This window comes from Pseudomonas sp. MF09150, from assembly GCF_059862355.1.
Map to the genome: position 1 here is coordinate 721,208 of NZ_JCBCUS010000001.1, position 23,129 is coordinate 744,336.

Sequence of the window (23,129 nt, forward strand, 5' to 3'; positions counted from 1 at the left end):
CCTGAAAGGCTAGGCAAGGGTTTCTGCAAGGCCGAGTGCCGGCCGCGGGGCCCCGTCGATGCGGGTTTGCAGGTGTCGAAAGAGGCTGGGGATATCAAGAATCAGCGCCACATGACCGGAGCCGAGAATGGTCGAGCCGCTGATGCCGCGCAGGTGGCGAAACATCTGGCCCAGGGGTTTGATCACCGTCTGCAGCTCGCCCTGCAGGTGGTCGACGATCAGCCCAGCCTGTTGCCGGCCCTGGCTGACCACCACGATATTACGCCGCCGCACGCCACTGTCGGGCAGGCCGAAATGGCGGTCCAGGGCGATACAGGGCAAGGGTTTGCCGCGCAGGTCGAGGTAGCCGTAACCGCCCTCGAAGGCGCTGTCGCTGGCCTCCATGCATTCGGTGACCATGTCCAGCGGGATCACGAAACTGTCGTCGCCCACCCCCACCAGAAAGCCGTCGATGATCGCCAGCGTCAGCGGCAGGCGCACACGAAAGGTGCAGCCCTGGCCGGCGCTGGAGTCGATCTCGATGACCCCGCGCAACTGGTCGATGGCGCTGCGCACCACGTCCATGCCCACGCCGCGTCCGGAGAGGCTGGACACCTGTTCGGCGGTGGAGAATCCGGCTTCGAAAATCAGCAGGTGGATCTGCTGCTCGCTCAGTTGCGCGTCGGCCTCGACCATGCCCCTGGCCACGGCTTTTTCGAGGATGCGTGCAGTGTTCAGGCCGCGTCCGTCGTCGCTGATTTCCAGCACGATCATCCCTGAGTCGTGATAGGCGTTGAGGCTCAACTTGCCCTCGGCAGGCTTGCCCAGCGCCAGGCGTTCCTCGGGGGTTTCGATGCCGTGGTCGATAGCGTTGCGCACCAGATGGGTCAGGGGGTCGGCGATTTTGTCGATCACCGACTTGTCCAGCTCGGTCTCGCCGCCGCGGATGCTCAGCTGGATCTTTTTTTCCAGCTCCTGGCTGACATCGCGCACCACGCGGTGAAACCGATTGAACGTCTCGCCGACCTCGACCATGCGCAGCTTCAGCGCGCTGTCGCGGATCTGCTCCACGTACTGGAACAGCGCCTGGGTGCTTTCGATGCAGGCCGGGTCGCCATTGCGCCGGGCCTGCATCTGCGCGCCGGCAGTGCTGATCACCAGCTCCCCCACCAGGTTGATCAACTCATCGAGCTTGTGCGCCGCAACCTTGACCAGGGCGGTGTCCTGGGGCCGGCGCTCGCGATTGGCCACGGTCATGGCGGGCGCGGCCAGTGGCGGCGCGACAGGTGCCACGGCCGGTTCCGCGGCGGCTGGCAGGGGTTCGAGGGGCACGATGCCCAGGCTGCAGAAGTCCTCGATAAACTGGAACACCTCGCGGATCTGCGCCTCGCTCGCGGTGCTGCGCAAGGTCAGCTCCAGGCCCAGGTAACAGCTCTCGGGATCGAAGCTGTGCAGGTCCGGCAACTGCCGGGTCAGGGTCTGCAGGGTGACGATGTCCCCCAGGCGCTTGAGGTAGCGCAAAAACGCCGCCGGGTCGAAGCCATTGCGCAACAGGTCCTGGGCAAAGCCGATGGAGATCTGCCACAGCACCGCGTCGCCCTCGGCTTCAGCCAGGGCCGTGCCGGGCTCGTCGGCTTGCTCCAACGAAGGGCTGTGGGGGGCCAGGTCCTGGGCTTCGGCCAAGGCCGTCAGCAGGATCGCCTGCTGCCCCTGGTCGGTGTCGAGCAGGCCGCTGTCGGGGTCGACGCGCTCGATCATGGCAGTGAGCTCATCCATGCAACTGAGCATCAGCGAGGTCAGGGCCGGCGTCAGTTGGCGCTGGCCGTCGCGCACCGACATCAGCAGGCTTTCCAGGTGATGGGTCAGGCTGACCAGGGGCGTCAGCGAAAAGATCCCCGCCGAGCCCTTGAGCGTATGCACGGCGCGAAACAGGCTGTTGATCGCCGCGTCATCCTGCGGGGCGCTTTCCAGGCACAGCAAGCTGTCTTCAGCGTCCTTGAGCAGGTCGCGCCCTTCGCTGAGAAAACCCTGGAGCAACTGGTTCCACTGGTCGCCACTGAGCATCGCTCAATCCTCGGTTGGTGCTGCGGGGTACAGGGTTTCCAGGCGCAGCAGCTCGATCAGCTCATGCACCTGCGGCGCGCAGCCGACCACGCTGACCGGGCTGCCGTTGCTCGACAGGTTGCGTTGCAGCACCAGCAGCAACTGCACGCCGGCGCTGTCGAATTCTTCGATCGCACTCAGGTCCAGCTGCCAGGCCGGGGCGTCGAAGGGCAGCAACTGCAGGAGCGCTTCCCGGGCCTCGCCCACCTGATAGATGGTCAGGTCGCCGGCCACCTGCAACCGGGCCGGGCCGTCGAAGGCCGAGGGCGTCAGCGTGAACACCGGCTCAACCCAGCAACTTGTCGACCGCCGCCAGCAACTGCTGGGGCTGGAACGGCTTGACGATCCAGGCCCTGGCGCCGGCCGCCTGGCCTTCGGCCTTCTTCGCCTGCTCGCTTTCGGTGGTGAGCATGATGATCGGCGTGAAGCGGTATTCATTGCGCGCCTTGACCGCCTTCACCAGGCCGATGCCGTCGAGGTTGGGCATGTTCACGTCGCTGATGATCAGGTTGACCTTGCGCCCATCCAGCTTGCTCAGGGCATCGCGCCCATCGCAGGCCTCGATCACCTCATGCCCGGCCCCGGTGAGGCTCATCTTTACCAGTTGGCGCATCGACAGCGAGTCGTCGACGATCAGAATTGTCTTGGCCATATGCCGCTCCTTGGGAAATGAAAACGCTTGAAAGTCGGGGCCCTAGAAAAACGTCACCTCGTTCACAGTCGCGCCCTGGGACTGGCCGTGACGCTCTTCATGGGTGGTAAATCGCTGGCGCTGGCGTTCGAGCCAGGCCTTGGGGTCGTGCAGGCTCGGGTCATCCTGGTCGATGGCCGCCAGCAGTTGCCGCAGGTCCAGCTGTACGTGGTCGAGCATCTGGTCGGTGCGGTCCTGGAACTGCAGGTTGACCATGATCGCCTGGATGTCGTGCTGGGTATCTCGAGCCTCGCGCTGCAACGCCCCGGAGACGTCGGACAGCTGATTGAGGTTGTCGCCCAGGCGTGCCATGACGTCGCTTACCGAGCGGTTAAGGAAGTCCAGGTTGCTCTGCTCGCTGTTGCCCAGCTCGGCCGCGGCGGCAATCGTGTCCTGGATCGCGTGGTTGATTTCACCGACCTTGGCGTCCATCCCCTGCCCGGTTTCCGCCGACAGCGTGGACAGCTTGCGCACTTCATCGGCCACCACCGAAAAGCCCCGCCCATATTCCCCGGCGCGGGCGGCTTCGATGGCCGCGTTGAGGGCCAGAAGGTTGGTCTGGCTGGCAATGTCCTGGACCCGCTTGGCCATCTGCTGCAACTGGCTGGTGTAGGTGTCGAGGTGGCTGATGGTGCCGAGCAGTTCCTGTTGACGCTGGCTGCTGGCCTGAAACGAGGCGCTGACTTCGTGCAGCCGCTGGTTGGCGTCGCGCAGGCTTTCGCCCACCCCGCCGCTGCCGAGCACGCCTTCGGAACTGCTCAGGCTGCCGTCCAGGCGTGCGGCGATATTGTGGAAGCTGTGGAACAGCTCGGTGATATTGGAGTGCAATAATTCCCGGCTGCGGCCGAGGCTCTCGTGCCAGCTGGGAGCAATGGCCAGCACCAGGTTCTGCAACGGTGACGCGGCGTTATCGGCGACGACTTCGATCAGCGGTTCGGTCGTTGGCGACACCGGCCGTGGCACCGGGCGCAGACCAATCAGCAGCAGGGCGCTGAAGACAAGAGCAGCTATCGTAAGCGTAGGCGAGGCCAGGATCAGCCCTGTGACACTGAGCGCGAGCCCCAACCAAACCCCTAGATAAATCCGCATTGTCGGCATCCACTGCACCCGTCGAAGTGCGCAGATAGTACCGATGGCACATTGAGATCAACATAAGGATAACCCTTAATCCATTCAGCAGCCCGGGTGCTGGGCACATGACGCTCCCAGCGCATAAAAATTCCGCCGCCCATGCCCGGATCGGTCCAGCCCAAAGCGCTTGCCGCTCGCGCCAAAAAAACCGCGTACAAAAAACTGTCGCTGCTTAGGGAATCGCCTTAAGGGCGCCGCAGGTTTTGGCCTGCACTCGGCCGCGCGACACCCCACGAGCAGCCGGGCCCGCCTGTGCAATTAGGACTGTTCCTATATCCATCGCGCAAAGGAAAACCTAGCCTGCCCGCCGCTACAAACACATCTTGTAAGACGCGGCCAACCGCTTAATCAGGTTAAACACACGCCTAATTCGCAGACTACCGCCCCCATGACGCGCCCATTGACCAACCGCCACCTGAACCCAACCCTGGCTAGTCTGTTACGGGCTGCCGCATTGGTTTGCGCACTGGTGCTGCCCCCCACCGTCCAGGCCGACCTGTCGTTCAACGATGGCCGCACCCGCCTGATTCTCGATGGCCGCCAACAGCGCTGGCCGGTCAACATCGTCAACCTGGGCAAGGAGCCGGCACTGATGCAACTGAGCCTCAACTGGGGCGATAAGCGAGACACCCGGAACATCCCGCTGGCGATCTCCAACCCCTTGCTGCTGATCCAGCCCGGGCAACGCAAATCCATCGAAATCTTTTATCAGGGCCACGGGCTGCCCGATGACCGCGAGACTTACCTGCTGCTCGATGTACTCAAACTGCCCGACGCTGCGGAGAGCGGGACCAACCAATTGCAGATTGCACCGCTGCATCACTTCAAGGTGTTCTACCGGCCGCCGCTAGAAAGGAATCCGGCCAGGGCTGCGGCCGAAGTGAGCTGGAAACTGCTGACCGAACAAGGGTCACCCAAGGCCCTGCTGGCCAACCCTTCGCCTTATCACGTGACCTTCACCGACATCGAGCCCCTCGATGCTCGTCACCAACCCTGTGCACCGCCCACGATCCACCTGATGCTCGCGCCCTTTTCCGAGCAGACCCTGGCCCTGGACTGCAAGCAGCCCCCAACCAGCGTCGACTACCAGGCCATCAGCGACGGCGGCAGCTCCAAGGAACAGCGAGCAAGGCTGTCAAGCAGCAGTAGCCATGGCGAGGTCAAACCTTGAGCCAGAGAATAAACCTGGAAACCGGCGCTTATACATGAACCCATTAAAACTACTATTGATCACACTGTTGCTGTTCGGCTTTATAGAGAACAGCCAGGCGACAATGAATTGTGCTTCGAACGGTATTACCCAGGCATATACCGACATACCCAATACCATCAGCGTGCCCAATGAAGCAGCAGCGGGCACCATTCTTTGGCGCTCCACCAGTACTTCGCTGACCCTTAAATGCAGATTGGACACAAACGACTCATGGCAGTACGTAATGCTCAAGCTTAGCCCTGACGATACGAGTAACAGCAGCCTGGGCCCACATGTCGAGATGGGGGTCAACTACAACGGGACGGACTATCGGTGTTCCCAGACACAAGGCTGCCGGATAAACACCAATGTAAAAATTAACTGCAATACCGGGGGCGATGGCTGCCACGAATATGATGTGCCGATGACTTACAGTCTGTTCCTCGTAAAAAAGAGCGCACCCGGCACCAATAGCAGCGGCCCTATCACCCAACTTATAAACTACAAGGCATTCCAGATAAGCGGCGACAGCCCGGGGATGACGGACCCTAGAAAAAGTTACAGCCTGACTGTACGCAACATGAACCTCATCAACTATATTCTGTGCCCGGCCACGGTAAGTTTCTCCACTCAAAACATCGACTTCGGAACCCTCTACAGTGGGCAAGCCACTCCCAACAAAGTGGCCAGCCACCGCAAACTGACTCTTACTGCCACCAGGCGCTGTAACGACGACACCGTCTTCAGCATGAGCACCTATATGAAGCCTGCCAACTTCAGCACCATCAGCCCCGGCGAAGACCTGCTTATCCCCCATGACGTGAATAACAAGCCCTTCAACTCGGTAGCCTTCGAACTGCGCAGAAACGGCATTCGCATCCCTTTCAACCGGGAATCACCCATGTTCGACGCCAGCAAGGACATATCTCGTAGTCAGGACCTGGAAGCCAACTTGATCTGGCGCACCGACAAACCCAGGATCGGCACGTTCACCGGCGGGGTGATCATGGAGTTCTTCCATCGTTAGGCTGTTTGCAATGCGCCTATCCAGCACACCTACGGCCAATGAAAGCACCCCTTTGTTCAAGGGGCTTGGCCATGTCACTCGCCTGCAACACCCACCCCAGCCCTTTAGCTGCCCCCCCGCATGAGGGCCGGCCAATTGTTTAAAGTCACTCGTTGCCACGCCCACCGGCAAAGGACCAATCCTGTGCCTCGGTGCTGCTGATCACCACCATCACATCCTCCGGGTCCAGCCCCAGGGATTGCTCCAGGCGCTCGACCAACGCCCGGTAAAAACGCCGCTTGGTATCGCCCGTGCGAGGCCGGCCAGCGGTGATCACAATCAGCAGGTAATCGTCAGTGCGCGGTCCGCCCAGGTAGTGCGCATTGAAAATCAACTCGCCAGCTTCATGTTGGTGGATCACCTGAAAGCAGTCGTCTGGCGGCACCTCGAACGCCTCCACCAAGGCCTGATGCACGCCTTCGGACAGGCGTTGCAGGTAGTCCCGGGATTTGCCCCGATGCAGGGAGATACGGGCGAATGGCATGGGCCTTACTCCTGTTCTGCGTCGGGTTGCGGGACAGACTGCTGCTCGCCAGCGGCCTGTTCCAGCAGCATCAAGGCCGAAGCCGCTGTTGGCCAACCGGAGTAAAACGCCAAGTGGGTGATCACTTCGCTCAACTGCGCCGTGCTCACACCGTTGTCACGCGCCCGCTGCAAATGAAAGGGCAACTGCTCCAGCCGATACAGCGCCACCAACGCCGCCACCGTCACCAGGCTGCGCTCCCGTGGCGACAGCTCGGGGCGCTGCCAGATATCACCAAACAATAGGTCCTGGGTCAGTTCGGCGAACTTCCCGGTGAATGTTGGCGCAGGTCGATCTGTTGAGGTCGGGCTCATTGCGAAACTCATGGTTGGCACTCCTGAAATTGAATTTGACGGAGGCAAACTATCAAGCCAGGATCATCCCAAATATCAGATTACTTAAGATCAACAATCCCGATTTACTGGACTATCCCATGCGCCGCCCAACCTTTGATCTCGATGTATTGCGCACCTTCGTCACCGGCACCGAGCTCAACAGCTTCGCCAAGGCCGCCGACCGCCTCGGCCGCTCGACCTCGGCCGTCAGCGCCCAACTGAAAAAACTCGAAGAGCAGGTCGGCAGCCCGGTGCTGATGAAATCCGGCCGTGGCCTGGTGCTGACACCGGTGGGCGAAAGTCTGCTCGGTCAGGCCCGGCACTTGTTGCAGCTCAATGACGATATTTTCGCCGACCTGCAGGCCACGCAAATCGAAGGCAGCGTGCGCCTGGGGTTGCAGGAGGACTTCGGCGAACACCTGCTCAGCGATGTACTGCGGCGTTTTGCCAAGGTCCATCCTCGGGTCACCCTGGAGGTGCGCATCGCCCGCAACACCGAACTGCTGAGCCTGGTCGACAGCGCCCGCCTGGACCTGGCGCTGGCCTGGGACAGCGGAGCACGCACGGCCCACTGCCAGCCCCTGGGCGCCGCGCAAATGCACTGGATCGGTACTCGGGAACTGCCCGAACTGCCGGCATCACAGGAGTCGCCGTTACCCCTGGTGATGTTCGATGCACCCTGCGTGCTGCGCAGCGCCGCGACCCAGGCCCTGGACCAGGCCCGCATCCCCTGGCGCATCGCCCTGACCAGCCCCAGCGTCAGCGGCCTGTGGGCCGCCGTCAGCGCCGGGCTGGGCGTCACCCTGCGCACCCGCATCGGCCTTCCCGCTCATCTGCAGGTTCTCGACGGCCTGCCGCCGCTGCCGACCCTGGGCTACAGGCTGCACCGCGCGCAGCAACGGCCGGCGCCGGAGGTCGAGCAATTGGCGACGCTGATTGCCGCCAGCCTGGAACGCCAGACCGTGGACTAATCAAAGACCTTGGTGATGCGCAACTGCTCGACCCCAAGCCCATGCATATTGGCCGCCTCGCCTTCGCTGCGGCTGTTGGCGAACAACTTGCTGCGCAACATCCTGGCCAGGATCAAGTCGGCATACAGGCTGCCGCTGCCCATCAGGGTATAGGGCGCGGTGTACGGCGGGCGGTGCCTGACCGACTCCGCCACGAACTCCAGTTGCTCGCTGCGGGTGGCCCCATGGGCGGCCCGGGCTTGTTCTTCGAAAGCCGGCAGCAGGCTGATGTTTTCGAAGTCCAGGTCAAACACCTCATCGGCTAACAATCGGAACTCCCTTGGCACGGGCAATACCGTCAAGCGGCCCCTGGACAAGCCCGCCTCGGCACCGGCCAGGCTGGCTTCCAACAGCTTGTCCAGTTCGGCCAGCACCAGAGAGTCATTGCCCGACAAGCGCTGCATACCCCTAGTTACGTGGGCCGCCAGATCGACCCGGGCACTGAGCAAGCGATCAAACGTCAGTTCCGACGTGCACAGTTCGTAGTGGCCCAGGGCTTCACTGACGCAACCACCCTGCACCACCCGCATCAGGGCCTCGAATGTGACGACCCCGGCAATCCCTGCCTGGGAGGCGGTGTGGTGCTCAGGATGGCGATAGTCGTAGCCGAGATCGAATGCATTCCAGCGCATGGACCAGAAGCGGTCCAACTCCTGCGGATCTTCGCACTCAGGTGGCTCGGGTTGTCCGGTCATAGCCCTGAAAGACTTGGCTTGCAGCTCACGGGTAATATCGAGCGTGCGCAACTCACGAACCCCAGACCGGATCACCCTGGTCCTTTCGGCATCCTGCAACCGCCACTCCCGACCGAAGACGCCGCGATTGAAGTAGAAATCGATTTTCTCAAGAGACTCCACCACCTCGTTCGACGCTTTCAGGTCGCTGATCCGATAACCCCGCGCCCACAACACCGCCTGATACTGCAACTGCGGATTGTCGGCATTGAGCAGCACAAACAACGCCAGGCAGGCTTTGTCATCAAAACTGCCGGCCATGCTGTCCAGCGCCCAGAGGCTGCGCCGCAAAGCGTCCTGGAACACCCGGGACGCGCTGATGCGGTCCTCTTCGAAATAGGCGCGCACCCTCAGCCCGCGCAATGCCAGCAAGGCCGACACCGGCTCGGCGGTCACCCCATGGAAATCGAACCCCTGAAGCTCGGGTATTTTCTCGAAAGCCTGGAGCGGCGAATTGAATGGGAAGCGCGCAATCCCCGGCAGACCAGCGCTGGATGGAAGCAGGAACGGACTGGCCGCGCGCACGTTCACCCGGCCTGGGTCAGGCTCGGTGCGGGTGGCCAGCTCGGGGCCGAGATGCTCCAGGATCGTCTGTCGGTCCACGGTTGCGCCATTGCGATTCAATTGCGTCGCCAGCAACACCAACCTCGCCCAGATAAATGTAGGCGATGGCTCGGCGCCAAAGTGGCCGGCAATCATCGCCATAATGGCGCTGTTTTCCACTGAGCCTTCGGCGTTCAGGTCGTGACGGTAAAACCACAGCGACTTCAAGAACGCCCAGAGCTGCGTGGCTTCCTCTTCGCCGCCCTGGGCCTGCGGCATGACCACGGTCCTGATGGTGTCCAGCATCTTGCTGGTTTTTTTGTACGTGCACTTGTGCGCGAAATCCTGTGCACCGACGGAAGCTCTTGCCAGTTCGGTCACGTGCGCGGCGTCTTTCATGGACTCGCTCGACGTCGCCGGATCACAGACCACCACCAGCCGATCGACGCCGCGGGTGAAAGACCCACCGTCGCCATCACTGCCCCCCGCAAAGTCGCCCCAGGCCCCGGTCAGCGCCTTGCAGAAAGCGCTATCGGAGGCCCGGGCATGCAAGGTGATCTTGCACTGCATATAGACCCGGGTCCGGGTATCTCCAAGCTGATGGGTGCAGATGATGTCATCGGTGGCCAGGCCGGACGTCTGGCCCTGGAACTGAATCTGCACCAGCGGCCCAAGGCCCAGGCCGGTCGGATGGCCATTTATCAGCAGCAACAGGTAATAGGCCTGGACCCGATGTTCAAAGCTGTTTCCCGCGCCGCCCGTTGCCTGGGGACTTGCGTATTTCTTGCCGTCAGCCACCACGTTGACCCGCTCCCTGCCTGTTTGATCCGCTGATCCCGAGTACCGCCCTGCCAGGCTCCACCGCCACGCCCTCAGCCATCCACCTGCAGCACCTCGATCCCCTGCTGCCGATACGCCTCGATATCACCCGAGGCCAGGTAGCGCTCGGTGATCATGCTGTGCAGTCGGTTGCAGGGCGCGACGACAAAGGGCTCGACGGCACCCAGTTTGTCGGCGGTGGTGACCGCGATGACCTGGGACGCACTGTCGAGCATGGCCTGCTTGAGCGGCAGCTCATCGAAATGCAACGTGCTGATGCCGACCTGGGGGTGGATCGCGCAGACCCCGGTGAACAGCAGGTCGGCCTTGATGCCCTGGATCAGCCGCAGCGCCTCGTGCCCGGTGGCCGCCATGGTAATCGGGTTGAGCTGGCCACCGGCAAGAATCACTTTGATCCCGCTGTGTTCGGCCAGGGTCATGGCGATCATCGGTGAAGCAGTGACAGCGGTGATCGTCAGCCGGGGCGCCAGGGACTGGGCGATCATCAGGGTGGTGGTGCCGGAATCGAACAGCACGATCTGCCCATCCTCCACCCGTCGCGCCGCGTGTTGCGCCAGCTGACGCTTGATCTCGCTGACTTCCCCCATGCGCGTCAGGTAGTCCTTGCCGGTGTCCCGCGGACGCGGCAGCGCGCCGCCATGCACCCGCTGCACCAGGCCGGCGCTGGCCAGTTCAGCCAGGTCGCGGCGGATGGTGTCTTCGGACACGGCGAAATGCTGGCTCAACTGCGCGGCCATGACCTTGCCGTCGCGTTCGAGCAGCAGCAGGATTTTCTGCCGACGCAGGGAAGGCAGTTCGGCGAGGGAATGTTCACTGTGCATGTTTGTGCCTGCTTATGCGGGTTTGCGCGAGATTAGCCAAACCCGGGGCCGAGCACAATGCGTCGTCGGGGCTTTCTCCGCTGCCCATGGGCAAAGCCGATAACAGGTGGCTATGATTGGCCCCATGACGCCCATTCCCCCGCTCCGTCAACCCTGCCCACCCGGTGCCTGCATCTGCGAGCGCGAGCGCCTGCTCGACCAACCCGAGGCGGACCTGCGCATCCTCGGCCTGACCCGCCAGGAAGAAAAGCGCCTGCTCGAGCGCCTGGAAAACCTCAAGAGCCTGCAGGACCTCGAATTCCTGCAACGCCGGCTCTACGAGCAATTGGGCATCCGCCTGGAGATCGCCCCGGGCTTCAACGAGGTGCGCAGCATGCGCGGTATCGGCATCCATATCGACGAGCTGCCGGGCCTATGTCGCAAGACCCGCCAGTCAATCCCCGCCGCCATTCGCCGCGGCCTGGAAAAAAACCCGGAAATCGCCTACGAACTCCTCAACTCTCGCGACTTGCTGCGTGACGCGTAATTTCAAACCCTGCCTTGCACTCCGTAATCTGCAGGTGTCGCGCCCTGCCCCGGCTGGTTTATGATCGCTCCCCCGCCCCGAGAAAACCCCAGAGTCCCCCATGCCAGGCCGCGTTCAATACCATCAGGTCACGCAAACCCCGGGGCTGGTGCTGGGTGAAGCCGACCTCGGCGGTTTTTGTTTCAAGCGCCACTTCCACCTCGACTTTCACGTCGGCCTGGTGACCCGGGGCATGGAGAAGATTGGTTATCGCGGCACGTCGGCGTGCCTGGAGCGGGGTTCGGTGTCGTTCATGCCGGCCCACGAAATCCACGACGGCGCGGGCGATACCGCCAGTGGCGCGATTCACACCCTGAAGACATTTCGCATCAGCGCCGAGCTGATGACGGCCATGGTCCGGGACATCAGTGGCGACGATCAGCCGCTGCACCTGCGGCCGGCGCTGATTCGCGCGCCCCAGTGGTGGCAGCAGTTGGCGTTGGTGCACCAGAGCCTGGCGGGCAACTCATCGATGTCGGCCCTGGCCACCGATGAGCAATTGCTGCACCTGGTCAAGTCACTGCTGGAGCACTCCCAGAGCGTCAAGCCGGAGGCGATCGATGAAAAACTCGGCCACCGACAATGGGCCACGCTGCTGGATTTCTGCCACGCGCACCTGGCGCAGAAGATCAGCCTGGAGGACCTGGCCGGTCTCTGCGGGCTGAGCCGCTTTCAGTTTCTGCGGCGGTTTTCCAAGACCACCGGCATCACGCCCTACGCCTGGCTGCTGCGGCTGCGCCTGGAAAGCGCCTGCCGCTTGCTCGCCAGCGGGCGCCAGAGCATCGCCCAGGTCGCGGCCGAGGTCGGTTTTTACGACCAGAGCCACTTCAACCGGGCGTTCAAGCTGGCCTACAAGGTCGCGCCGTCGGATTACTGATGGGTGGCGGCAGGCACCTGCCAGTCGACAACCTGCTGCGCGCTGATACTCACCCCGCCGCACACCACAATCACCACATCCCGGGCTTCGGCCAGGGCCGGGTGATCGAGGTAGGCCACCGCCAGCGACACGCCGCAGGAGGGTTCGACCAATTGCCGCAGATCATCGGCGTAGCGCACCACGCCCATGATCGCCTCGGCATCCGACAGCACCACGCTGCGGTGCTGGAACTCAGCGATCATCTGCACCGGCCCGAGTGCCACCTGACGTGCGGCCAGGGTGCTGGCGACAGTCTTGACCTCATCCAACTGCACCGGATGCCCGGCCGCGAGCGCTGCGGCAAAGGACGCCGCGCCTTGGGTTTCACAGGCGACGATGCGGCAATCGGTGCGGCCATGGCGCTTGAGCCCGGTGAGCAGCCCGGCAAGCAGGCCACCACCGCCCACCGAGGCGACCAGGGTGTCGACCTGGGGGCAGTCTTCGAGGATTTCATCGACCATGCTGCTGTGCCCCTGCCACAGGATCGGGTGATCGAAGGCCGGCACGTACTGGCTGTGCGGGTCTTCGGCCAGCTCCAGGGCCAGTTGGTTGGACTGGTCCCAGACCGAGCCGTGGACGATCACTTCGGCGCCGATGGCGGCGATCCGTTGCCGGGTCATCGGCGAGGTGGTATCGGGCACCACGATGCAGGCGCCCAGGCCCAGGCGGGTGGCCGCCACGGCCGTGGCCAGCCCGGCATTGCCACCCGAGGCACAGATCACGCGACGCTTGCCCTGCTCCGCCGCCTGGCTGCACATCAGGCCCATGCCGCGCATCTTGAACGAGCCGCTGGGTTGCAGGTTTTCCAGCTTGAGCCAGATGCGCCGGGTCGGGCTCGAAAGGCCGGGGTGAAGAATCAACGGGGTGCGGATATGCAGCATCGGATCAGCCTTTTTTGACAACAGGAAATAGACCCCCAGGCTACTGAGTCGATACCGCCCCCGGCTTGTAAAAAATTGCAGGCCCGGCCCCGAGTCTGGTAAATGCATGGGCGGCCTTGCTTTCGCCCCCCGGGGTGCCCTGACCCGCGCCGGCTCCCCTAACCGGCCCGGCGCCGGCCACCACCATCGCCCCCTTGCCCAGCGGACTATTCGATATGCCCCAAGACTCCCTCGATGCCATACGCCACAAGGTCGCGCAGATGCCGCTCAGCCCCGCGCCGCTGCCCTGGAAGCTCGTCACCGAGATGGCCGCCGGCAGTCTGCTGGAAGTGGGTTTCGACCGCGACCTGCCGTTGCTGCTGGTGACGTCCAGCGCAGGGCGCAGCGTGATCGACTGCCACAGCGGCGAGAAAATCGCCCGCGACTACCGCGAAGGTTTCGACAGCGACCTGCACCTGGAAACCCCAGGCATCGGCCCGCTGGACGGCAAGATCCTGCGCATGAGCGGCATCAACGGCGGTGGCCTGCTGCTGGGCACCAGCGATGGCTGGATGGTCGAAAGCGTGACCCTGTGCTGGCCGGAACAGCATCTGCTTCTGGTGGAGCCGGGCTCCTGGCTGTACGGCAACCTCCACGACCGGCCTGGCGTCATGCACAAACTGGCGATCGAACGGGAAATGCGCGCCTTCGGCTTTTCTCCCTGCGGCACGATCCTGGTCCTGGCCAGCAATAACGAGTTGACGATTTACCGCCGCGACCTGCCATCGCGCTAAGCCCTGGCCCGTCGCGCCTGGAGCAGCGCGGGGCCCTGGCCAAGCGGCGGATTCCTGCTAGCGTTTCATCCAACCTCCCGCCGTTATCAGCGATGCCGAAGGCCGTCGGCCCTCGGCGCGCTGCCAAGCGGCAACTGCCCCGCCCCCCGGAAACCCGCCCCCCATGAGCAGCGTCGACGACCGTCTGAAACTCGGCAAGCAAGCCCGCAAGCAATGCCCGCGCAGCAGCCAGGCCGCCCCCGGCAAGATCAAGCGCGACCCGCTGCCACTGATCGAAGCCTCAAGCCAGGGCCGGGTGCGCTCGCTGGTGGAGTTGCGCTACGGGCGCATGCTGGTCTCGCCCTTCACCTTTTATCGCGGCAATGCCCTGCTCCAGGCCCATGACCTTTCCACCACCCCCGACATGGGGCTGTCCTCGACCATCTGCGGCGATTGCCACCTGATGAATTTCGGCGGTTTCGCCACCCCGGAACGCAACCTGCTGTTCAGCGTCAACGACTTCGATGAAGTCCACCCCGGGCCCTGGGAGTGGGACCTCAAGCGCCTGGTGGCGAGTTTTCTGATCGCCGCCCGCGACCTGCGCCACGGCGAAGCGGTCGAGGAAGAACTGTGCCGGCAACTGGTGGGCGCCTACCAGCGCAGCATGGCCAACTGCGCCGGGGAAAGCGCGCTGGATATCTGGTACGACGCCCTGACCTATGAAGACCTGCTGGAACAGGCGCAGTCCAACCGCGCCACCCTGGAGCACGTGCAACGCGCCATGGACAAGGCCGAGCGGCGCACCCACGCCGAGCTGCTGCCCAAGATCAGCGAGCGCGATGCCCGTGGCCGCCTGCGGATTCGCGACGATCTGCCGGAAATCTTCCACCTGCACAAGAACACCACCCTGCTCGACGCTGACGATGACTGGATGCGCCTGGGGGACTGGCGGCCGCTGTACGAGACCTTGATGCGCGACTATCGCGGCACCTTGCAGGCCGACCGGCGCGACCTGCTGGCGCGCTTCAAGGCTCGCGACCTGGCGTTCAAGGTGGTGGGCGTGGGCAGTGTCGGCACCCGCTGCCTGGTGTCGCTGCTGACCGACGACCAGGAGCGGCCGCTGTTCCTGCAATTCAAGGAAGCCCGGCGTTCGGTGCTGGCCGGCTACGTGCGCGGCAAATCGCGCCCCAGCCATAACGGCCAGCGCGTGGTCGAGGGCCAGCGCCTGATGCAGTCGGCCAGCGACCTGTTCCTGGGCTGGACCACCGGGCCCAATGGCCGGCATTTCTACGTGCGCCAACTGCGCGACATGAAGGTCTCGGCGGAACTGGAAACCTTCGACGCCGAGACCTTCGGCGCCTACGCGCGGATCTGCGGCCGGGCCCTGGCTCGGGCCCACGCCAAGGCCTCGGGGCAGGCGCCGCTGATCAGCGGCTACATCGGCAAGAGCGAGACCCTGGCCGAGGCCCTGTGGCAGTACGCCAAGGCCTATGCCACGCAAAACGAGCGCGACTTCGAACGCTTCCAGCAAGCCTGTCGCAAGGGCCGTTTGCAGGCGCGTTCAGAGGCGGACTTTGCCGCCGACCATCTGCCTTGAACCTCAGTTGGGTGTGGTGTCTGCGGCCGGGTCCCGGGCGCCCAGCAGGGCCTTGATGGCCTGGGCATCCATCGGCTGGTTGAGGTAGAACCCCTGGGCCTCGTCACAACGGATGGCGCCCAGCGCCTGCAACTGATCGATGGTTTCCACGCCCTCGGCGGTGACCGTCAGCGACAGCGCGCGGCCCAGGCCGACAATCGCCTGGATGATCGAATGGTCGCCGCCGCTGGCGGTCAGGCCACCGACGAAACTGCGATCGATCTTCAGGCCGTCGAACGGGAACGAGCGCAGGTAACTCAGGGACGAGTAGCCAGTGCCGAAATCGTCCATCAGCAGCCGCACCCCCAGGGCCTTGAGGCCCTGCATGATGACCAGCGCACCCTGGGCATCGTCGAGCATCACGCTTTCGGTCAGCTCCAGCTCCAGGCGCGCCGGGTTCAGCCCGGTCTCGGCCAGCACCGCCTTGACCCGCGCCACCAGGTGCCCGCGCTGGAATTCGGTGGGCGATAGGTTGACCGAGATCATCACCTCTTCCGGCCAACTCGCCGCCGCCTCGCAGGCGTGCTGCAGCACCCAGTTGCTCAGGGGCAGGATCAAGCCGGTTTCCTCGGCGATATGGATAAACCGATCCGGCCCCAGCAGCCCGCGCTGCGGATGCTGCCAGCGCACCAGCGCCTCGGCCCCGGCCAGCCGCTGGCCCTCGATGCGGTAGCGCGGTTGGAAGTCCAGGCGCAGCTCGCCATGCTTGATCGCGTGGCGCAGGTCGCTTTCGAGCTGGCGGCGCTCGATGATCCGCGCGTTCATGTCACCGGCATAAAAGCGCCAGGTGGCGCGCCCGGCGTCCTTGGCTTCATACAGCGCGATATCGGCGTAGCGCAGCAGCTCCTCGGCCAGGATGGCGTCGGCCGGGGCCATGGCGATGCCGATGCTGGCGCTGATAAACACTTCGTGCTCGGCGATCTGGAACGGCTCCTCGATGCGTTCGATCAGGCGCCGGCACAGGCTCTCGACTTCGTCCTGGGAACGCATGCCGGCCACCACCAGCACAAACTCGTCGCCGCCGATGCGTGCCACCAGGTCGTCGCTGCGCAGGCACTGCTGCAGGCGCTGGGAGACCTGGTTCAGCACCAGATCCCCGGCGGCATGCCCGAGCAGGTCGTTGACCGGTTTGAAGCGATCGAGGTCGATGCTCAGCATCAGCAGTGGTTCCTCCAGGGTCGGCGTGGCCTTGAGCTTGCCCTCGATGAACTCCTGCATCCGCGAGCGGTTAGCCAGGCCGGTCAAGGCATCGTGCTGGGACAGGTATTCGATGCGCCTGCGGGCCTCGACTTCTTCGGTGATGTCACTGGCGGTGCCACGATAGCCCCGGCCCTCCATCTCGCGCACCGACAGGCGGCAGATCCGTGGCTGGCCATCCCCCGCGAAGTAGTTGCACTGGACGATGGCATTGGCTCGCCGTGCATGGTCCTTGAACCATTGCGACAAGGGCCCCTGGTCGGAGGTCAGCACCTCATCCACCGGACGCCCCAGGCAGGTGGTGCGAGACAGGCCGGTGATGGTTTCAAAGCGCTCGGAGAGGTAGGTAAAACGCAGTTGCCCGTCGAGTTCCCAGATCCAGTCGGAAGCCGCCTCGGCCACATCGCGAAAGCGCTCCTCGCTGGCCGCCAATGCCCAGCGGCTGGCCTGCAACGAGTTGTAGTGGGCATCCATGGCCCGGGCCGCCGCCGTGGCCCGGCGCAGGATAAAGGCGGTCATCAGGGCAAACACCAGCCCGGCGATGCCGAGCAGCGGCAAGACCAGCACCAGCAACTGCTGCCCGGGCCGCGCCGGCACCCATTGCAGCACCCCGGCGGCGTCGGGCAGGCGCAGCGCGGGCAGGTCGGCCTGCGTACCGCCGACGTGCAACTGCTCGACACCAAAATCCTGACCCAGGGCCGCCAGGCGCTCAGGCCCCAGGCGCGCGACGAACACCAGCACCGAGGCCGGCCCGTTGTCGGCCTCGACCGTTGGATCGGTGCCTGGGGTCAGGGCCGCGGCAGCCATCAGGGCCGGGGTGCCTTGCAGGTCGACAAAGCGACTGGTCGCTTCATCGCTGGACGCACTCTGGCGTGCGCGCTCCAGCAACTGCGGTGGGATATCGCGGAGCCAATCCGGTGGAGCGGCGGTCTGCAACCGGCCCTCGATCAGCGAATACACCGGGCGATTGCTTGGGTCGAGCACGAACACGCCGTCAAAGCCCAGGTCGCTGAACAGCGTCGACCCCAGGTTCTGCCGGCCAAATGCCCAGTCGGTATCGACGCTCTGGTGCAGGTATCGGTAGGCGTCGCCCCAGAAGGCATAGTCCTTGACCGTGGAACGCGCGGATTTATCGAAAACCTGCAGCGCCTTGTCGATATCGAAACGGTTGTGCGCCTCGGCCTCGCGGTTCTGGCCCAGGGCGATATAGATCAGCAGGCCGCTGGTGAGCAGAAAGATCGCCAGCAACAGTAACGAACAGCCCAGCAGGGTGGCGCGGGTCAGGGACAGGTTGGAGGTCCGGGTCGCGGGTCGTTGCTCGGGGTCGACGCTGAGATTGTCCATAATCCTCCGGGTGCGAGCGCGACACCGCCGCCAACCTCGGCGACCCTGGTGCTGCTCTCACCTGCCCTTTGACGATAGACAGTTTTTTCCGCGAGCCAGTGTGCAAATTGCAGAAACCCGGCCACGACCCACCCTGGCCGACGCCCGGTCTTGCGTCCGGACCCCGGCGAAGATGAGGGTCAGGCCTCTGCGGTGGCCGCCACGAATGGCGGGACCTGCTCCAGCCCACGGTAGATCGGCAAGCCCAACTGCTCACCATGGGCCACCATACGGTCGGCGCCCGCCGAGGGGCCACCGATGCGCAGCACCGCGTCGCAGCGTTGCAACAGGCCTTCGGCGTAAGCGTGGAAATGGGCGTTGTACAGTTCGTCGCCCACCGCGCGGGAACCCGCCAAACGGGTCATGGGCAACGCCACCCACTCCCCCAGCACGGGAAAATGCCCGGCCTTGAGCAGGTCGGCGGCGCATTGCTCCATGGCCTCGACGTTGGCCGCCAGGCGTGCCGGGTCATCGTCGGTGCCGGCGCGGTACGGGCCGGCGACCAGGATCATCAGGCTGCGCGGCGCCATCAGGTGCAACTCCAGGTACTGCAAGAGCATGATGGTCTTGCCATCGATGATCTCGCCGGACTTGACCATGGCCAGGGCCTGCTCGAAGCCCAGTTCCAGGACTTCGATGTCCTCGCCCTCCTCCTCCAGCCCACCGCCGTCGCCGATGCGGTCCCGGGCCTGGTACTGGCCGATGAAGAAGTGGATACGCTCGGTGACCGAGCCCGGGCTCATGAAGGCCTGGAAGATTTTTTCCACCGCCTGCACCCGGTAGCCGGTCTCTTCCTCGGCCTCCTGGCGGATCCGCTGCTCGGGGCTGGCGTTGTCCAGCAACCCGGCCGCCGCCTCGATCAGAAACCCGCTGTGCTCATTGACGAACGCCGGCATGCGGAACTGGCGGGTCAGGAGCACGGTGCGCTGCGCCAGGTTGTACAGAAGGATGGTCGCGCCATTGCCGCGGTCATACACCTCGCGGGTCTGCGCCTGCCAGCTGCCGTCGCGGCGCTGCAGGTTGAAACTGTACTTCTTGAGGATGTACCAGTTGTCCGAGAGCAACTGTTCGTCGGTGATCTGTACCCGGGGCTGACTCATGCAAGGTCCTTGTTCAGGTCGGTATGGCTCGGCACCTCTGCCAGTTGCTCGAGCATGCGGTTGATATGAGCCTGGGTCAGGGCAAAACCTGCATCGCCCTGCCGCAGTTGCCCGCCCTCAACCCGGGCGGCCCACCAGTCGGTGATAAACCCGGGGGCATAACCGCCGGTGCCGAAGCCTTTGCCGAAGGCGATCATCTCGCTGTAGATGGCCAGGTATTGCTCCTGGGTCTGCACCGGATGCCGACTCTGGTAGAGCCAGAACTGCAGGTCGTACAGCAGCTGCGACAAGGGGTCGGCGTGCAGGGCGAAATAACGTTTCTGCTCGACGATCTGCAACGCCACCCGGCGGATCGCCGCGCCGGTGTCGGGCAGCCCGTGGAAATGCCTGATCAATTCGCCCAGCACCTCGGAAAACGGCGCCTCGCAGACCTTCAGCCGGTCATCGAGATAGTCCTGCTCCGAGGTGTCATAGACCTCGGGCGACACCAGGCCACGGACGAATGCCTCGAAGTTGCGGGCGAGGACCGTCACCTGGTAATCGCCTTCCTGATCGACGTGCACCACCTGCGGCTCACCTTGCGGGCCGCACTCGCGGTAGTCGAGGGCGATCATGTCGTGCCCGGCCGAGGGGCAGTTGCAGATGTAGACGCCGAGGTCCGGGTAGCCCCACTCCTCGATCATGAACCGGCTGCCGTGCTCCCCCCCCAACGACGAGCGCTGGCGGCGGCCGATGCTGAGGAAGCTGTCGATGGCGCAATGGTCCTCGGCCCAGGACGTCCACTCCTCGGTGGGGAAGCAGCTCAGTTGGGGCCGGCCGCCATTGTGGCGTTTCATAAAGGCGATATAGGACGCCGGCAGGCGGTAGCCCAGGGTCTGTTCCAGCTCGGCGATCAGCTGATCGTCCGGAGGCTGGTCATGGCTGTCGCCGCTTGTGTTCGGCTCCCAGAAACTCGCCAGGTCGATATCGTGCAGCAGCTCGCTCATCCAGTGCATCCCTTGCGGTAAAAGGCAGGCGCCAAGGCTACCTCAACCGCTCTTCACATCCACCAGCGCAGCAGAAAAAAGAACGCCATGCTCAACAACATGCTGAGCAAGGTGTTGCGAGTGAAAACCACCAGCGCGATGGCCACCAGCGAGCTGAGCAGGTACGGGTTGTGCCATTGCAGGTTCAACTGGTGGTCGGGCATGAACACGATCGGCCCGCAGATCGCGGTCAGCATGCCCGGTACGGCAAAGCCGAGAAACTGCCGGGCGTTGCTGCCCAGGCGCAGCGGCAGGCGCGGTTCGAGAAACACGTAGCGGTTGAGGAAGACCAGGAACCCCATGCCGAAAATCACTGCCCAGACCATCATGTGCGCTCCCGATACAGCTTGTTGCAGATAAAGCCTGCGGTCATGCCCGCCAGCCCCGACAGAACCAGCGCCGACCCCCACTGCCAGTAGCTGAAGAGCACCGAGCAGAACAGCGAGACGGCGACACAGACCACGGTCGGCACGTTGCGCACCAGGGGCGTGATCAGGGCGATAAAGGTCGCGGCGATGGAAAAGTCCAGGCCCAGGTGCTCCAGCCCGGGAATGCTCTTGCCGAGGACGATGCCGGCCAGGGTGAACAGGTTCCAGGCCACGTAAAAGGTCAGGCCCACGCCCAGGGCGTACCAGCGGTTGAACTGCTCCCGGTCATGGGCGCTGATCAAGGCGAACAACTCGTCGGTAAGCAAAAAGCCCAGCCCCATGCGCCAGCGCCCCGGCAAGGGCGAAATCACCGAACGCAGGCTCATGCCGTAGAGCAAGTGCTGGGAGGTCAGGAGCAAGGTGGTCAGCAGAATCGAGAAAATCCCCGCACCGCCCTTGAGCATGCCGATCGCCACCAATTGCGCGGCACCGGCAAACACGATGCCCGACAGCCCCTGCCCTTGCAGCGGCGTGAGATTGGCCTCGATGGCCATGGACCCGGCGAGCAGCCCCCAGGGCGCGGTCGCCAGGGACAGCGGAATGATGGCAATGGCACCGCGCACAAAGGCGGCGCGCGGCAAAAGCTGGCTGGACATAGAACCCTGCATTCCCTAAATGGACAGCGACTGTGCCAGCCCCGGAGGCTATTGGCTTGAACAATCTTGCGCATTTACGCGTGATGGCGGACGCCGCCGGTGTCGGACCAGCGCTGCCTGCGGCAGCGGCTACAAAAAACGCGTGTCGCTGCTTGGCCCTCAAGGGCGCCGTGGGGTGTCATGGGCAACCCGGTTAAGGCAACGGCCACAAATGACAACGCCCCTCACGAGGGAGGGGCGTTGGGGGTCACGCGCAAGACGGTGCGGCTTACATTTGCACCAGATTGGCGATCTTCACGTCCGGATCGACGTCGGCTTCGTAGTCGACACCCGGGATCTCGAACCCGAACAGGCGCAGGAACTCTTGCTTGTAGCCGACAAAGTCGGTCATTTCATAGAGGTTTTCGCTGGTGACCTGGTCCCACAGCGCCTTGACCCGGTCCTGGACTTGCGGCTCCAGTTCCTTGTAGTCGGCACGCAGGCGGCCTTCCTGGTCGATCACCGGAGTCTCGGCGTAGAGGCTGTTTTTATACAGACCGTAAACCTGTTCGATGCAACCTTCGTGACTGCCCTGCTCTTTCATGACTTTGAACAGCAGCGACAGGTACAGCGGCATGATCGGGATCGCCGAGCTGGCCTGGGTCACCACGGCCTTGAGCACCGATACGCGGGCGTCGCCGTGCAGGTCTGCCAGTTGCTTGCGCATGCCGATGACCTTGTGGTCCAGGTCCTTCTTGGCTTCGCCAATGGAACCGTTCCAGTAGATGTCGTGGGTCAGCTTCTCGCCCAGGTAGGTGAAGGCGGTGGTTTTCGCGCCTTCGGCCAGCACGCCGGCGTCGTGCAGCGCGTCAATCCACATCTGCCAGTCTTCGCCACCCATGACCGCGATAGTGCCGTCGATTTCTTCCTGGGTCGCAGGCTGCAGCGTGGTTTCCTTGACGATTTCCTTGTCGGTGTCCACACCGCGCAGGGTCACCGACTTGCCCAGCGGCTTGAGGGTCGAGCTCAGGACTTCGCCGGTTTTCGGGTGGGTACGGCGCGGCGCAGCCAGGCTGTAGACCACCAGGTCGATCTTGCCCAGGTCACGCTTGATGGTCTCGATGGTCTCGGCCTTGACCGCATCGGAGAACGCATCACCGTTGATGCTCTTGGCGTACAGGCCTTTTTCTTCGGCAAATTTGTGGAAAGCGGCGGTGTTGTACCAGCCGGCGGTGCCGAGCTTGCCGTCAACGCTGCCGCGCTCGAAGAACACCCCCAGGGTGTTGGCGCCGCAACCGAAGGCCGCGGTAATCCGCGCCGCCAGGCCGTAGCCGGTGGATGCGCCGAGCACCAGTACGTTCTTTGGCCCAGCGTCGATGGCGCCCTGTTCAGTGACGTAGTCGATCTGTTGCTTGACGTTGGCCTCGCAGCCGACCGGGTGGGTCGTCACACAGATAAAGCCGCGAACGCGGGGTTTGATGACCATACACAATCTCCAAATTCAATATGCCAAGAGCCAATACGGGCTGTAGCAGTGTCACGAGTTCAAGTTCATAGACGCTCGGAACGCCTTCGCGTCACGGCGAGATTGGCAATGCAGCCAATTTAGACTCGTTATTCAACTGATCACGGTGGGTACAACCCGGGGATTCTAGTGCCCCGGACCCGGATTGCGTAGCCGCAAGCGGCGAAACTCTACCAGT

The 23,129-nt window shown here is 63.7% G+C and carries 22 protein-coding genes; 7 read left to right on the forward strand and 15 right to left on the reverse strand.

The window, feature by feature from the left end:
* Nucleotides 1-9: 9 nt before the first annotated feature.
* Genes AC19YX_RS02830 through AC19YX_RS02845 form a run of 4 tightly spaced genes read right to left on the reverse strand, consistent with a single transcriptional unit; the run spans nt 10 to nt 3,871 of the window.
* Complete coding sequence (locus tag AC19YX_RS02830) at nt 10-2,043, reverse strand: chemotaxis protein CheA (protein WP_500605617.1); 2,034 nt, start codon at nt 2,041-2,043, stop codon at nt 10-12.
* A gap of 3 nt (nt 2,044-2,046) precedes the next feature.
* The gene (locus AC19YX_RS02835; RefSeq protein WP_500605618.1) at nt 2,047-2,364 is read right to left on the reverse strand and encodes an STAS domain-containing protein; all 318 of its coding nucleotides are present in this window, start codon (nt 2,362-2,364) and stop codon (nt 2,047-2,049) included.
* Nucleotides 2,365-2,368: 4 nt separating this feature from the next.
* Nucleotides 2,369-2,734 carry a response regulator gene (locus AC19YX_RS02840; RefSeq protein WP_020294535.1) on the reverse strand — a complete coding sequence of 122 codons (366 nt, stop codon included), beginning with the start codon at nt 2,732-2,734 and terminating at the stop codon, nt 2,369-2,371.
* Nucleotides 2,735-2,776: 42 nt separating this feature from the next.
* The gene (locus AC19YX_RS02845) at nt 2,777-3,871 is read right to left on the reverse strand and encodes a methyl-accepting chemotaxis protein (protein WP_500605619.1); all 1,095 of its coding nucleotides are present in this window, start codon (nt 3,869-3,871) and stop codon (nt 2,777-2,779) included.
* 421 nt (nt 3,872-4,292) lie between these two features.
* Between AC19YX_RS02845 and AC19YX_RS02850 the strand changes: the two genes are divergently transcribed.
* Nucleotides 4,293-5,075, forward strand: coding sequence for a fimbrial biogenesis chaperone (locus tag AC19YX_RS02850; RefSeq protein ID WP_201130694.1), 783 nt, complete (start codon nt 4,293-4,295; stop codon nt 5,073-5,075).
* Nucleotides 5,076-5,109: 34 nt separating this feature from the next.
* The gene (locus AC19YX_RS02855; RefSeq protein WP_242487432.1) at nt 5,110-6,123 is read left to right on the forward strand and encodes a hypothetical protein; all 1,014 of its coding nucleotides are present in this window, start codon (nt 5,110-5,112) and stop codon (nt 6,121-6,123) included.
* 145 nt (nt 6,124-6,268) lie between these two features.
* Here the strand turns inward: AC19YX_RS02855 and AC19YX_RS02860 are convergent, their stop codons facing one another.
* The gene (locus AC19YX_RS02860; protein WP_201130693.1) at nt 6,269-6,646 is read right to left on the reverse strand and encodes a tautomerase family protein; all 378 of its coding nucleotides are present in this window, start codon (nt 6,644-6,646) and stop codon (nt 6,269-6,271) included.
* Nucleotides 6,647-6,651: 5 nt separating this feature from the next.
* The gene (locus AC19YX_RS02865; protein WP_500605620.1) at nt 6,652-7,011 is read right to left on the reverse strand and encodes a carboxymuconolactone decarboxylase family protein; all 360 of its coding nucleotides are present in this window, start codon (nt 7,009-7,011) and stop codon (nt 6,652-6,654) included.
* Between the two features lie 107 nt (nt 7,012-7,118).
* Between AC19YX_RS02865 and AC19YX_RS02870 the strand changes: the two genes are divergently transcribed.
* Nucleotides 7,119-7,991: a LysR substrate-binding domain-containing protein gene (locus AC19YX_RS02870; protein ID WP_421547044.1), complete on the forward strand. Its 873-nt coding sequence runs from the start codon at nt 7,119-7,121 to the stop codon at nt 7,989-7,991.
* Here AC19YX_RS02870 and AC19YX_RS02875 read toward each other — a convergent pair.
* Both AC19YX_RS02875 and AC19YX_RS02880 read right to left on the reverse strand, forming a co-directional pair.
* Nucleotides 7,988-10,108, reverse strand: a complete 2,121-nt coding sequence (locus tag AC19YX_RS02875) for a hypothetical protein (RefSeq protein ID WP_500605621.1) — start codon at nt 10,106-10,108, stop codon at nt 7,988-7,990. The genes AC19YX_RS02870 and AC19YX_RS02875 overlap by 4 nt on opposite strands.
* A gap of 71 nt (nt 10,109-10,179) precedes the next feature.
* Entirely contained in the window at nt 10,180-10,968 is a 789-nt protein-coding gene (locus AC19YX_RS02880; RefSeq protein WP_201130690.1) for a DeoR/GlpR family DNA-binding transcription regulator, read from the reverse strand.
* Between the two features lie 124 nt (nt 10,969-11,092).
* Here AC19YX_RS02880 and AC19YX_RS02885 point away from each other — a divergent pair, with 124 nt between their 5' ends.
* Complete coding sequence (locus tag AC19YX_RS02885) at nt 11,093-11,494, forward strand: hypothetical protein (RefSeq protein WP_078471357.1); 402 nt, start codon at nt 11,093-11,095, stop codon at nt 11,492-11,494.
* Nucleotides 11,495-11,594: 100 nt separating this feature from the next.
* The gene (locus AC19YX_RS02890; protein ID WP_078471358.1) at nt 11,595-12,410 is read left to right on the forward strand and encodes an AraC family transcriptional regulator; all 816 of its coding nucleotides are present in this window, start codon (nt 11,595-11,597) and stop codon (nt 12,408-12,410) included.
* On the opposite strand, the gene AC19YX_RS02895 is transcribed toward AC19YX_RS02890, so the two are convergent.
* The gene (locus tag AC19YX_RS02895; RefSeq protein ID WP_201130689.1) at nt 12,404-13,330 is read right to left on the reverse strand and encodes a pyridoxal-phosphate dependent enzyme; all 927 of its coding nucleotides are present in this window, start codon (nt 13,328-13,330) and stop codon (nt 12,404-12,406) included. The two genes, AC19YX_RS02890 and AC19YX_RS02895, sit on opposite strands and share 7 nt — an antisense overlap.
* 215 nt (nt 13,331-13,545) lie before the next feature.
* Here AC19YX_RS02895 and AC19YX_RS02900 point away from each other — a divergent pair, with 215 nt between their 5' ends.
* Nucleotides 13,546-14,103: a hypothetical protein gene (locus AC19YX_RS02900; protein ID WP_500605622.1), complete on the forward strand. Its 558-nt coding sequence runs from the start codon at nt 13,546-13,548 to the stop codon at nt 14,101-14,103.
* Nucleotides 14,104-14,266: 163 nt separating this feature from the next.
* Complete coding sequence (locus AC19YX_RS02905) at nt 14,267-15,679, forward strand: DUF2252 domain-containing protein (protein WP_421547049.1); 1,413 nt, start codon at nt 14,267-14,269, stop codon at nt 15,677-15,679.
* A 3-nt stretch (nt 15,680-15,682) separates the two neighbouring features.
* On the opposite strand, the gene AC19YX_RS02910 is transcribed toward AC19YX_RS02905, so the two are convergent.
* The 6 genes from AC19YX_RS02910 to fabV all read right to left on the reverse strand — a co-directional run bounded on the left by AC19YX_RS02910 (nt 15,683) and on the right by fabV (nt 22,912).
* Complete coding sequence (locus tag AC19YX_RS02910; protein ID WP_500605623.1) at nt 15,683-18,259, reverse strand: bifunctional diguanylate cyclase/phosphodiesterase; 2,577 nt, start codon at nt 18,257-18,259, stop codon at nt 15,683-15,685.
* 179 nt (nt 18,260-18,438) lie between these two features.
* Complete coding sequence (locus tag AC19YX_RS02915) at nt 18,439-19,398, reverse strand: NUDIX domain-containing protein (RefSeq protein WP_500605624.1); 960 nt, start codon at nt 19,396-19,398, stop codon at nt 18,439-18,441.
* On the reverse strand, nt 19,395-20,384 hold the full coding sequence (locus AC19YX_RS02920) for an SMI1/KNR4 family protein (protein WP_500605625.1): 990 nt from the start codon (nt 20,382-20,384) through the stop codon (nt 19,395-19,397). Before AC19YX_RS02920 ends, AC19YX_RS02915 begins: the two co-directional genes overlap by 4 nt.
* Before the next feature lie 53 nt (nt 20,385-20,437).
* Entirely contained in the window at nt 20,438-20,749 is a 312-nt protein-coding gene (locus AC19YX_RS02925) for an AzlD domain-containing protein (protein ID WP_020298333.1), read from the reverse strand.
* Nucleotides 20,749-21,447, reverse strand: a complete 699-nt coding sequence (locus tag AC19YX_RS02930; protein WP_078471365.1) for an AzlC family ABC transporter permease — start codon at nt 21,445-21,447, stop codon at nt 20,749-20,751. Before AC19YX_RS02930 ends, AC19YX_RS02925 begins: the two co-directional genes overlap by 1 nt.
* Nucleotides 21,448-21,715: 268 nt before the next feature.
* On the reverse strand, nt 21,716-22,912 hold the full coding sequence (fabV, locus tag AC19YX_RS02935) for an enoyl-ACP reductase FabV (protein ID WP_020298331.1): 1,197 nt from the start codon (nt 22,910-22,912) through the stop codon (nt 21,716-21,718).
* Nucleotides 22,913-23,129 lie beyond the last annotated feature (217 nt).